The organism is Acetobacter sp. AAB5, assembly GCF_050106715.1.
Classification (GTDB): Bacteria; Pseudomonadota; Alphaproteobacteria; order Acetobacterales; family Acetobacteraceae; genus Acetobacter; species Acetobacter oryzifermentans.
Genome location: NZ_JBNIEW010000021.1, coordinates 1 through 12,136, shown reverse-complemented (window position 1 = coordinate 12,136; position 12,136 = coordinate 1). Strand labels below are relative to the sequence as shown.

Sequence of the window (12,136 nt, the reverse complement as noted above, 5' to 3'; positions counted from 1 at the left end):
GCCGCTCTCGCGGTGGCTATGGCACAAAAGTCTGCGTGATCGCTGATGGACATGGAAAAGCCTTCGGTTTTGCGCTGGCCCCTGGACAGGCTCATGAACTGCCTCTGGCACCAGCCATGCTCGACAGCCTTCCCGCCACTCCCCTGTGGGTAGTAGCGGACAAGGGCTACGCGTCGAACGCCATGCGTGAACGGATATGGGACATGGGAGCACGGCCAGCCATTCCTGCGAAACGACGCGATGGCCCGGTCGCCTGCCCCAAATGGGCCTATCGGTGTCGGCATCTCGTTGAGAACCTCTGGGCTCGCCTCAAGGAGTGGCGCGCTGTCGCAACCAGATATGAAAAAACAGCAACGTCGTTCCTCGCGGTCATCCACATCGCTGCCGCAGCAGACTGGATCAAGCTCTAACAGGCCCTAGAGCGGAACTGATATCACCTTACCTCTTTATAAACTTCTTATAAATAAAGAACCCCACGGCATTCCCGACGTTAGATATTTTTTGGATCAGAAAAACAAAAGCACAACCTCCAAAAGTCAATGTTTCGGTTTGGGAATGATGGTGGCACCGTAAGGTCATACCTGACGCCTGCTGTCTGGTTAGATTATGTCTCTTCAGAAAGGGGTTCTTCCATGACCTTTTCAATCGTGGCGCGCTGCCCACAAAGTGGACAATTCGCGGTGGCTGTATCTTCATCCTCTCCTTCTGTTGCTGCGCGTTGTGGGTTTGCACGAGCAGGAGTGGGAGCTGTTACAACGCAAAATGTAACGGATCCTCGCCTTGGGCCATGGGCACTGGATCTACTAGAGGCAGGAGCGTCGGCTACAGAAGCGCGCGATATCATTGTACGCAACTGCACTTTTCCTCATTACCGACAAATGAGCTTAATTGACCGTGAAGGTCGCACAGCGGTGTATACCGGAAGCAAAGCGCTGGGGCTGAGCACTGATCTGTGTGGTGTGAACATTGCATCTACCGGAAATCTTCTCGCCTCCAAATGCGTAGTGGAAGCCATTGTTCGCAGCTTTGAACAATCGGAAAAAAGCAAAGAACTGGGAGCCCGCGTTATTGTGGCCATGAAGGCCGGACTTGCCGCAGGAGGAGAGGCTGGCCCCGTTCGTTCTGCCGGGTTGCAGGTGGTGGCCCAAGAAGCTTGGCCCTTAGCCGATCTGCGTGTGGACTGGGACGAAGCTCCGATAACAAAGCTGGAAGAATTGTGGACTATTTGGCAGCCCCAAATGCATGACTATGTCACACGCTGCCTTAACCCAGAAGTTGCGCCATCTTATGGCGTTCCTGGTGATGAGTAAAAAATAAGATTCTTGATTTCTTTAAAAATTATCTATTTTTTTGGAAGAAGACACCAATATGACCATCGAGAAAACAGAAGTTCTTGTAGTTGGGGCTGGTCAGGCTGGCATTGCCATGAGCGAACATTTGCGCGGCTATGGCATTGAACATGTAGTGCTTGAACGTAACCGCGTGGCAGAACGGTGGCGCAGTTGCCGGTGGGACTCTCTCGTGGCCAATGGTCCAGCATGGCATGATCGCTTTCCGCATTTGGAATTTCAGCATGATGGCCCGGATGATTTTGTTCCTAAAGAGCGTGTTGCTGATTATCTTGCTGCATATGCCCAAAAAATCGATGCTCCCATTCGTTGTGGGGTAGAGGTAAAAGAAGTGCGGCGTAACGCTGGGCGTCTTGGCTTTACTGTGCAAACATCGGAAGGTGTTATTGAAGCCAAGGCTGTTGTTGCTGCTACAGGGCCTTTCCAAATACCTGTTATTCCTCCTATAGTTCCAGAAGCTTCCGGTATTGCCCAAATTCATTCAGCATCTTACCGCAATCCAGAACAACTGCCTGAAGGTGCTGTTTTGGTTGTAGGGGCAGGATCTTCTGGCGCACAAATAGCTGAGGAGCTGATGCGGAGTGGACGGAAGGTTTATTTGTCTGTCGGCCCGCATGATCGTCCCCCTCGGCATTATCGTGGGCGTGATTTCGTATGGTGGCTAGGTGTTCTCAATAAATGGGATGCAGAAGCAACGCCGGGGGTAGAGCACACAACAATTGCCGTAAGTGGCGCAAATGGTGGGCATACGCTTGATTTCCGGCGTCTTGCATCTGAGGGCATGACACTTCTTGGGCGTACCGAGACATTTCATGATGGCGTGTTAACGTTTGCCCCAGATCTGGCCGAAAATATTGCCAAAGGGGATGCAAACTACCTTTCCTTGCTAGGGGAGGCAGATACATACGTTACGCGTAATGGTCTTGATCTGCCAGAAGAACCTACAGCTCGTGATATGCTGCCAGATCCAGAATGCATGAAGCATCCTGTTTTGGAGCTGGATCTGCAAAACGCTGGTATTAACACCATTATATGGGCAACTGGTTTTGGAGTAGATTATAGCTGGTTAAAGGTGGAAGCGTTGGATGAGCAGGGGCGTCCACACCACCAGCGTGGCGTTTCTGCTGAACCTGGGATCTATTTTCTTGGTCTGCCGTGGCAGACACGCCGTGGCTCGTCCTTCATATGGGGGGTGTGGCATGATGCAAAATATGTAGCAGATCACATTGCCAAACAGCGTGGTTATATGGCCTACAAGCCATCGCGCGAGGAGGGATAATGAAAAGCCTATCCTATTATACACAGCGCGCCGATGCTCTGAAATTTCGTAATAATTGCTGGATTGATGGGAAATTTGTACCCGCCAGATCTGGAAAGTGGTTTGAAGATGTAAATCCAGCAACGTCATCTATTCTGACACAGGTAGCACGAGGAGGCGCAGAGGATATTGATAGGGCTGTAAAATCAGCCCGTCGGGCGTTTGAAGATGGGCGGTGGTCTCGTCTTACTCCTGGCGCTCGTAAGGAAACACTCCTACGTCTTGCTGTGCTGATACGTGAACATCTTGATGAATTTGCGCTTCTTGATACGCTGGATATGGGGAAGCCAATTTCCGAGACCACGAATGTGGATGTGCCTGGGGCGGCGCAATGCCTACAATGGCATGCAGAGGCTATAGACAAGCTATACGATGAGGTGGCTCCAACGGGGGGGCGTGATGTTGCGATGATCCGGCGCATACCTCTGGGGGTAGTTGGGGCTGTGGTGCCTTGGAATTTTCCGCTGGACATTGCTATCTGGAAATTAGCTCCAGCCCTTGTAACGGGTAATTCCGTAGTTCTTAAACCAGCAGAACAATCTCCACTTTCTGCTTTGCGTCTGGCGGAGCTTGCAGCCGAAGCCGGTCTACCCGATGGCGTTCTGAATGTGGTGCCAGGTCTGGGGGAAGAAGCAGGGCAGGCGCTAGGCTTGCATGATGATGTAGATTGTCTGGTTTTTACGGGCTCCACCACAGTGGGTAAGTTGTTCATGCGCTATGCAGGCGAGAGCAACATGAAGCAGGTGTGGCTAGAAACAGGCGGGAAAAGCCCCAACATTATTTTCCCGGATGCAAATCTTGATGTTGCGGCAGATCAAGCTGCCTTTGGAATTTTTTTCAATCAGGGGGAAGTCTGTTCTGCAAACTCACGCCTGTTGGTGCATGAGTCTATTGTAGATGAAATGATTGAGCGTATGCGGCTGCGGGCTGAAGCAATTATCCCGGGAAATCCGCTAGACCCAGATACAAAAATGGGCGCTATGGTGGATAATCGCCATGCAGCACGTGTTGCAGAGTTTTTAAACTCTGGTCGGGAAAGTAGCCGTCTTGTTGCGGGGGGAAATCGTATTACGGTTGGTGCGTCAGACGCCTTTATTCAGCCAACAGTTTTTGCAGATGTGCCTCGGAATACTTTGATCGCACGTGAAGAAATTTTTGGGCCGGTCCTGGCTATTCAAACATTTCGCGATGAAGAAGATGCTCTTCAGCTAGCGCATGATACGCCTTACGGTTTGGCTGCTTCTGTCTGGACACGAGATATTGGACGGGCGCTTGATCTTTCGGAACGACTGCAGGTTGGCACGGTTTCTGTGAATACCGTAGATGCTCTTTCTCCCATGACACCTTTTGGTGGTGTTAAGCAATCAGGTTTTGGGCGGGATTTATCACTGCATAGCTTTGATAAATACACCGCGCTGAAAACAGTTTGGATTCAGTACTAACATCAGGAATTCAGAAGTAGAGGGTCAGAAATAATTTCTTTTTCTGATACCTCAAAACATTCCACAATCGCAATGTGATCGTTTGATACGTGCTGGGTCGCCGTATCGAAACAGTTCATACAGGAGACACATAGATTATGGCTCATACTCGTCTTCGTCCCTTCAATACGAAGGACACTTATCCCGAGCAGGAACTTGATAACGATCTTTGTCAGGCCGTTATTACGCAAAATACAATCTATCTGCGCGGGCAGGTGCCTCAGGATCTTGATACACGTGAAAATGTAGGGGTTGGAGACCCGGTGGCTCAAGCCGAAAAGGTAATAGATAATATTGAACTTTTGCTATCTGAAGCAGGCGCAAAGCTAACAGATATCTGCAAAGTTACAGTATACCTCACAGATATTCGCTACCGTGAAGCCACTTATCGTGTATTGGGGCGCCGCCTGAAGGGCGTATTCCCTGTATTTACAGGGTTGGTTGTTGTGGCTCTTGCCCGCCCAGAATGGCTGATTGAGGTAGATGTTATCGCTGAGCGTGAATGATTGCGAACACCCCGCTGCGCTTTGGCGGGGGTTTTTTATGTCTTGATAATGTTACGATTCCAATATGATATCCTGCATACAAACAGTAATTGCTGTTGAATGCCAGAGGAAGGAACCGTCCGATGACTGACACCACGACGGCACGAGGGCCAGAAGCTCATACCATTTATCAAATCCCACTTGATCAGCGGCATGGTCGTCCGCGTGATTTGTTTACGGTGTGGTTTGGCTCAAACATCATGATGCTGACCATTATCACAGGCGCGCTTGCAACAACTGTGTTTGGTCTGCCTTTCTGGCCCGCCATGCTTTCGGCTGTCTTGGGTAACATGATTGGTGGTCTGTTCATGGCGCTGCACGCAGCACAGGGGCCACAACTTGGTGTGCCGCAAATGGTGCAAACACGCGGGCAGTTTGGTTCAGTAGGGGCCATGGCTGTTATCTGCCTGGTGGTGATAATGTATGTTGGCTTCTTTGCTTCCAATCTCGTTTTGGGCGGAGAATCTCTGCACACTGTTGCAACATTTTTGCCTGAAAAAACATGCGTTATATTGCTCGGCCTCGTCAGCTTGATTGCTACTATTTATGGGCATGATCTAATCCATGCCTATACGCGGTTTATGACGGTTGTATCCGGCATTGCATTGGTTTTGTGTTTCGTATGGATACTGTGCATTAACGGTGTTTCATCTGCCACGCTGGCCCACGGCACATTTACCCTCTCTGGCTTTCTTGGCGGTTTGTCTACTGCTGCTTTGTGGCAAATTGCTTACGCGCCTTATGTTTCAGACTATTCGCGTTACCTGCCTCCGGGCACCGGTAACCGTCAGGCATTTATGGCAAGCTATTGGGGATGTGTGCTGGGCTCGCTATTCCCCATGATTCTCGGTGCACTTCTGGGTGTCATTGCGGGTGGGGGCGATGTGGTCGCTACACTTACAAAAGAAGTTGGTCCACTTGCACTTTTTATTATTCCCGTTCTGTCATTGGGTATTGCTTCTACAAACGCCATGAATCTTTATTGTGGTGCGTTGTCGGCCATTACAGTTATTCAGACCATCTTTCCTTCATGGAAAGCCACGCATGTCGGGCGCGCAGGTACGGCTGTTGTTCTGTCTGGCCTTTCTCTTCTTATCGCTCTCGGCACAGAAGCAAACTTTATGGAGGAATACACAAACTTTATTCTTCTACTGCTTTACGTCATGGTACCATGGACTGCGATCAACCTTGCTGATTTCTATCTGATCCGACATGGCGAATATGATGTTGCCTCTTTTTTTCGGGCTGATGGAGGCATTTATGGCCGTTACTGCTGGCCCGCGTTGAGTGCCTATGTGTTTGGTATCCTTATCCAGATCCCGTTTGTTTCAAACGGTCTTTATACCGGTCCGATAGCTACCATGCTTGGTGGCGCAGACATTTCGTGGATTGTAGGGTTGATCTTTGTGACTGTGTTTTACGTCTGGCTGATGCGGCATGAGCGGCATACGCAGCCTGTTGCAGGAAGTGCAGAATAATGAGTGGCCAGAACGATTTTCCGACAGAATTTGATTTCATTATCGTAGGCGCTGGTGCTGCTGGCTGTGTGCTTGCCAATCGTTTGAGTGCGCGAAGCAATTTGCGTGTAGCGCTTCTGGAAGCAGGGCAAGCAGACAATACACCGCGTATTCATGTTCCAGCCGGCACAATCTCACTTTATAAAAGCCGTAAATATACCTATCAGTATTATTCCACACCGCAGAAATATTTGGATAATAGACGCATCCATGTGCCACGGGGCCGCATGTTAGGTGGATCTTCCTCCATGAACAGCATGATCTACATTCGTGGTGCGCGTTCGGATTACGATGGTTGGGAGGCCATGGGCTGCACTGGTTGGGGGTATGACGCAGTACTAAAATACTTCATGCGGGAAGAAGATAATCATCTGCACCAAGACCCGCATTTTCATGGCACGGGTGGTGAATTGGTTGTAGATCAGCCGCGTGATCCATTGGGTGTTTCGCGCCTGTTTATTAAAGCTGCCGAAGAGGTAGGGCTGAAAGAGAATACTGATTTTAATGGCGCAAAACTTGATGGCATAGGTATTTATGATGTGACGCAAAAGGGCGGAAAACGCTTAAGTGCTTATCGTGCTTTTGTTGCGCCTGTGCGTTCCCGCCCAAATTTGCATGTTGTTACTGGTTGCAAGGTTGTTTCCCTTGTAACTGATGGCAAGGAAGTGCAGGGCGTCACCATAGAGCGGAATGGGCAGTTTCATGTTCTGCGCGCTCGGCGAGAAACTATTCTTTCCGCAGGGGCTATCGGATCACCACATCTGCTTATGTCATCAGGCATTGGTAACGCCCGCGAACTTTTGGCTGCAGGCGTGCCAGTTGTGGCTGATCTGCCAGAAGTGGGGCGCAATCTGCAAGATCATGTTGATGGGTTGGTTACCATCCGCTCTGATTCAGCTTCAACGCTTGGCTTTTCAACAGCTTCACTCTCCTCTGTTGTGCCATCACCTTTGCAATTTCTGCTTAAACGTAAGGGCTGGCTGACAACAAACTATGTAGAAGCTGGAGGTTTTGCATCCACACGTTACGCCAAGGATGTGCCAGATATTCAGTTTCATTTTGTGCCGGGTTACCGTAGCCATCGTGGACGGTTGTTTGAATGGGGCCACGGATTTGCCCTCCATACATGTGTGCTACGACCTTATAGCCGCGGGAGCATTCGCTTGGCACGTGATGGAAGCAGGAACCTGGACATTGATTTCAATTTCCTTTCTGATGAAAGAGATACGCATGTGCTGCTGGAAGGCGTAAAACTGGCGCGTTCCATTCTTCGTGCATCTCCTTTTGATGCGATACGAGGCAAGGAAATGGCGCCCACAGCCAATATTCAGACAGATGATCAATTAATAGAGTATTTGCGCGCATCGGCAAGCACAGTGTTTCATCCCTCAGGTACCTGCCGCATGGGAGCAGATGATACGAGTGTTGTAACGCCTGATTTGAAGGTGCGTGGACTAAAAGGCCTACGCGTAGCGGATACATCCATCATGCCAACGTTGGTAAGTGGCAATACCAACGCACCAACGATGATGATTGGAGATAAGGCATCCGATATGATTTTGGCGGATGCCGTATGACCTCAATGTATGATCTATCTGTGCAAGACATTCTTTCACAGTTGGTAGCTTTTCCCACTATCTGTCGCACAGAAAATCAGAACCTTATTGATTGGGTTGAAGAATTTCTGCGTGCATGTGGGGCGCGTTGCCTGCGTGTGCCAGGCGAGCAGGCTGGTCGTTTTAATCTGCTGGCCAGTATTGGGCCGGACACTCCAGATGGCATTGTGCTTTCAGCTCATAGTGATGTTGTGTCCGTAGAAGGGCAGCCATGGAAAACTGCCCCTTTTACCCTGACTGCATATGATGGAAACCTATATGGACGCGGAACAAGTGACATGAAGGGTTTTCTCGCTTGTATGTTGGTGGCCGCGCGGTATGCTGCCCAAAAAACAACCCTGCGAGCGCCGTTGCATTTGGCTATTTCGTATGATGAGGAGATAGGTTGTGTAGGAGTGCACTCACTTTTACGCTCTCTAGCTGTTCATAAATTTCAGGCGCGTGGATGTGTTATTGGGGAACCCACCAATTTACATGTGGTATCTGGCCACAAAGGCAAACTGGCCGCACGCATTGTCTGCCACGGTCTGGCTGCGCATTCGGCCAATCCCGCACGTGGTTCTAACGCCATTCTGCTTGCATCAGATATGGTACAGGCCATTAAGTTCCTGCAAGATGAATTGCAAAACAATGGCGCGCAAGATGAGAATTTTGAAGTACCATATAATACCTTACAGGTTGGGCTCATCCAAGGCGGTGTTGCGCTGAATATTGTGCCAGATTTGTGTGAAGTGCACTTCGAGATGCGTTTATTGCCCGGAGTAGATCCTGCGCTCTATATTGAACGACTAAAGCAGGAAGGAGCTCGTCTCTGCACAACGTACCCCTCTGCACGTATAGAGATTGAAACACTTAATACATATCCAGGATTAAACACACGGGATGGTACGCCATTTTTGCAGGAGATAATGGCTATTACAGGAGATAATGCGCCTTCATATATTGGATTTGGCACGGAAGGTGGGTTATTCAAAGAATATCTTGATATACCGGTAGTGGTTTGTGGACCAGGATCTATTGATCGTGCGCATAAGGCAGATGAGTTTATTCGTTTGGATGAATTATCTGCGGGCGTTCAGTTTGTAGAAAAAATAGTAGAGAAACTTCTATAAAATAAAACCGACATGGAAAGATTTTTACATTAGCAGGTTTAAACAGCATGATGAGAAAATAGGTGGCTATTCAAGTACTACCTAGAAGGAGACGTTGAAGGTGAAGTTTTCTTTGCGGCAGATTGAATATTTTGTCGCCACTGCAGAGCTGGGTTCCATTGTGCAGGCTTCTCGCCAAATTCCGATCTCTCAGCCTGCAATTTCTGCCGCTATCGCGCATCTTGAAAGCGTGTTTGGGGTATCACTTTTTATACGTCATCATGCACAAGGTCTGTCTCTTACTGCAGAGGGATGTCTGGTTTTACAGGAAGCGCGCACACTTTTATTGCACGCTCAGGAATTGGGAACCTCTCTGAACGGTATGCTCAAGCGTGTGCAAGGGGAAGTGAGGGTGGGTTGCATGACAACGCTATTTCCTCTACTAGCGCCAGATCTTATTCAGAATTTTTCGGCTGCTTACCCGGAAGCACGCTTGCGCGTCATTGCCGGACATCATGAAGAACTGATAGATAAACTCCGAAATGGTGAAATATCAGTCATGATTGGCTATAATATGACATTGCCCCCTATGATAGGTTTTCAGCCGCTTTCTGCACTGCCGCCATATGTATTTACTTCAAGTGACCATCCATTAGCTGCAAAAGAATGTGTACGATTGCAAGATCTGGCAGATGAGCCTTTTCTTTTGCTTGATCTGCCTTTTTCGAAGGAATATTTTCTACAGTTGTTTGCTTCAGCGGGAATCACACCATGTATTGCAGGTCATTATCCAAGTATGGATGTGATCCGTAGTTTGGCTGCAAGAGGTGTGGGCTTTGGGTTAGGAAATGCGCGCCCACGAAATCAGCAGGCACTGGATGGCAAATCTTTAGCTTATCTAACATTAGAAGATGAATGCGCACCACTTTTATATGGACTTTTTACAATTGTAGATCAAAAATTTCCTTTTCGTGTTTCAGCTTTTTTGGACATGTGTGAACAAGATCTTTCTGGAAAGCCATTGCCGGGAACTCTGAATTAGCAGATTTTCTTCCTATAAGTTTTGGTGCAGAAGGAAGCGTAAATTGAGGGCTATCCAATTAAAGATATGCCTCAGTTTTCCAGAAATGGAGAATAGGAAAAAATTACGCTATATGATTTTAATTTATATTGACCAAAAATATATTTATAAATTACTATTTTAGAAATATGGACGGTAATAATATATGGATTTTGTATTTATATTATTACCTAATCGTGAAATATTCCTGATATGAAGAGCATACAAAGTATTCTTCAAGGATGGATTTTTTTGCTCCAAATGTTTCGGGATCGTTATGTTTCTTTTGTGCAAAGTAGGTGATACATGCGACAGACCCTGATCGATCGAAGTGCCTTCAAATTTGTATTGCTATCATGTTGCGCTGCATTTTTGTGTGAAACAGGTATGCCAACAGCCCACGCACAAGTTTCTGCGCCGGCACAGGTGCAGGTAGGAGACATTGCCAAAACCCTTAAGCCAGAAGAGGCAGAAAAGGGCGCAGGCACCCCAACAGATGGGGAAGAACCACCTGTGACTTCTCTTTCTGAAGAGGAAGAGGCCATGAAGCCTAAGGCGGGTAATCTGTTCCATGTCAAACCCGGTCATACCCCCACATATTGGGAAGGGCTGGAAGGGCACGTCTCTATTGAAGCGGGGATTTCAGGCAACCCCTGGACACGCTCAGGACGCAACTTTGCGCAGTACTATTCAGATCGGGCGAATACGGTCACACTGAACCAGATTATTGGGTCATTGTCTCACCCTGTTACGTCTGTAGGTAGTGGGTATGGCATCGGCTTTGTGCTGGAAGCCATGTATGGTTCCGATGCGCGGTTTGACCCCACAATCGGGATGGGTTCTGGCTCCCTGCATGGGCTGTATCAGTGGGCCCCTACACAGGCGCATCTGGATGTGCACCTGCCGTGGATCTTCAAGCGTGGCATTGATGTGCAGATCGGCCAGATGTATGGCATTATGGGCGCAGAAGGCACGCCAGCTCTGGCGCGCCCCTTCTACACCTACAACTACGCATCCGATTATATCGTGCCGTTCCAGACGGTGGGTATTCTGGCCACCATGCATCTGACACGCCACATGGACTGGATTTTGGGGGTGGATGCAGGCAACTCCACAACCTTTGGCGCATCGGGCAACAACAACAAGCCCAAGGGCTATTTTGGTCTGGCGTGGAACAAGCTGATGGATGGCAAGCTGGATGTGCATGCCATCGGGCACTTTGGGCCGCAGGGCAACAATGGCCGCACCATTGTCTCCCCCACAGGGTGGGTGAGTGCGGGCATTGGCAAGCAGGCCAACAGCCTCATGCAGTATAATGCGGATGTCATGGCCACGTATCATATCAATGACAAGATGACCGTTTCCGTGGATGGCACCTATCTGCACGATGATTCCCTGCGCGATGATGCCTATGGTGTCACAACCTACTTTTCCTACGACATCCACCCCTGGCTGACATTCAATGCACGAGGTGAAATCTTCCGTGACAACACGGGTGGGGTGATTACGGAATATTCCAGCTTCAACTCCCTCACGCAAGCACTCAGCAACCAGCCATTCCCCTATTACAACGCTCTGCCCACAACCTATGGCGAACTGACGCTGGGTGTCTCCTACCGACCAGAGTTCGTGAACAAGAAGCTGGCTCTGGGGGGCTTTACCATCCGACCTGAAATCCGGCTGGATAAATCCCTTAACGGCACGCACCCATTCAACCAGGCCGGAACCGTGCAGAACCCAACCGTCAATAACGGCACAAATAACATGCTCTGGTTCAGCTGTGATGCAACCTGGTCTTTCTAGGTGTTTAGCACTACAGTTGCATTTTGTGTCGTGAGTGAGCGCGGATAGCACTGGCCTGATGCGTTCGTCGAAAGACGGACCATCTGAGGATGTGAATTGCCCCGGGTTTTGTGGAGACAGAAAGACCCGTGAGGTAAGAAGAATTCATGAGCAATAAATCGAAGCGTTTTCCGCCTGAGTTTCGTGACCGTGCAGCCCGCATGGTTCTGGAGGAAGAGAAGAACCATCCTTCGCGGTGGTCTGCAGTGATGATGATAGCGCCAAAGCTGGATATTCATCCTGACACGCTGTCAAAATGGACCCGTCTGCATGAACGTGCCAATGCGCCTGCGGTGAGTGACCTGCCTGATCGAGAG

Annotated in this window: 11 protein-coding genes; all 11 read left to right on the top strand. The window is 49.2% G+C overall.

The genetic code is table 11. The features are described 5' to 3' along the window. On the top strand, positions 1-410 hold a 410-nt coding region (locus ACP7IZ_RS13000), incomplete at its 5' end, for an IS5 family transposase (protein WP_426849616.1). Between the two features lie 129 nt (positions 411-539). Next, the gene (locus ACP7IZ_RS12995) at positions 540-1,310 is read left to right on the top strand and encodes a DUF1028 domain-containing protein (protein WP_006115463.1); all 771 of its coding nucleotides are present in this window, start codon (positions 540-542) and stop codon (positions 1,308-1,310) included. Positions 1,311-1,368: 58 nt separating this feature from the next. Beyond that, positions 1,369-2,628 carry a flavin-containing monooxygenase gene (locus ACP7IZ_RS12990; RefSeq protein ID WP_012813251.1) on the top strand — a complete coding sequence of 420 codons (1,260 nt, stop codon included), beginning with the start codon at positions 1,369-1,371 and terminating at the stop codon, positions 2,626-2,628. Next, entirely contained in the window at positions 2,628-4,109 is a 1,482-nt protein-coding gene (locus ACP7IZ_RS12985) for an aldehyde dehydrogenase (RefSeq protein WP_006115465.1), read from the top strand. The genes ACP7IZ_RS12990 and ACP7IZ_RS12985 overlap by 1 nt, the downstream gene beginning before the upstream one ends. Before the next feature lie 137 nt (positions 4,110-4,246). Then, complete coding sequence (locus ACP7IZ_RS12980) at positions 4,247-4,654, top strand: RidA family protein (protein ID WP_003630593.1); 408 nt, start codon at positions 4,247-4,249, stop codon at positions 4,652-4,654. A 122-nt stretch (positions 4,655-4,776) separates the two neighbouring features. Further along, entirely contained in the window at positions 4,777-6,171 is a 1,395-nt protein-coding gene (locus tag ACP7IZ_RS12975) for a purine-cytosine permease family protein (protein ID WP_003630594.1), read from the top strand. Further along, a complete protein-coding gene (locus ACP7IZ_RS12970; protein ID WP_006117385.1) occupies positions 6,171-7,787 on the top strand; it encodes a GMC family oxidoreductase in 1,617 nt (538 codons plus the stop codon). Before ACP7IZ_RS12975 ends, ACP7IZ_RS12970 begins: the two co-directional genes overlap by 1 nt. Next, a complete protein-coding gene (argE, locus tag ACP7IZ_RS12965) occupies positions 7,784-8,938 on the top strand; it encodes an acetylornithine deacetylase (RefSeq protein WP_006117386.1) in 1,155 nt (384 codons plus the stop codon). The genes ACP7IZ_RS12970 and argE overlap by 4 nt, the downstream gene beginning before the upstream one ends. Positions 8,939-9,032: 94 nt before the next feature. Beyond that, on the top strand, positions 9,033-9,959 hold the full coding sequence (locus ACP7IZ_RS12960) for a LysR family transcriptional regulator (protein ID WP_006117387.1): 927 nt from the start codon (positions 9,033-9,035) through the stop codon (positions 9,957-9,959). Positions 9,960-10,283: 324 nt separating this feature from the next. Beyond that, a complete protein-coding gene (locus tag ACP7IZ_RS12955) occupies positions 10,284-11,780 on the top strand; it encodes an outer membrane beta-barrel protein (RefSeq protein ID WP_006117388.1) in 1,497 nt (498 codons plus the stop codon). Positions 11,781-11,926: 146 nt separating this feature from the next. Beyond that, positions 11,927-12,136, top strand: a 210-nt coding sequence (locus tag ACP7IZ_RS12950) for a transposase (protein ID WP_426849611.1), incomplete at its 3' end; no start/stop codon positions are given.

What these genes read in the sequence shown, in the direction of transcription:
- ACP7IZ_RS12995 (WP_006115463.1), top strand. Translation starts at nt 540, where the DNA reads ATGTTTCGGTTTGGGAATGATGGTGGCACCGTAAGGTCATACCTGACG.
- ACP7IZ_RS12990 (WP_012813251.1), top strand. Translation starts at nt 1,369, where the DNA reads ATGACCATCGAGAAAACAGAAGTTCTTGTAGTTGGGGCTGGTCAGGCT.
- ACP7IZ_RS12985 (WP_006115465.1), top strand. Translation starts at nt 2,628, where the DNA reads ATGAAAAGCCTATCCTATTATACACAGCGCGCCGATGCTCTGAAATTT.
- ACP7IZ_RS12980 (WP_003630593.1), top strand. Translation starts at nt 4,247, where the DNA reads ATGGCTCATACTCGTCTTCGTCCCTTCAATACGAAGGACACTTATCCC.
- ACP7IZ_RS12975 (WP_003630594.1), top strand. Translation starts at nt 4,777, where the DNA reads ATGACTGACACCACGACGGCACGAGGGCCAGAAGCTCATACCATTTAT.
- ACP7IZ_RS12970 (WP_006117385.1), top strand. Translation starts at nt 6,171, where the DNA reads ATGAGTGGCCAGAACGATTTTCCGACAGAATTTGATTTCATTATCGTA.
- argE (WP_006117386.1), top strand. Translation starts at nt 7,784, where the DNA reads ATGACCTCAATGTATGATCTATCTGTGCAAGACATTCTTTCACAGTTG.
- ACP7IZ_RS12955 (WP_006117388.1), top strand. Translation starts at nt 10,284, where the DNA reads ATGCGACAGACCCTGATCGATCGAAGTGCCTTCAAATTTGTATTGCTA.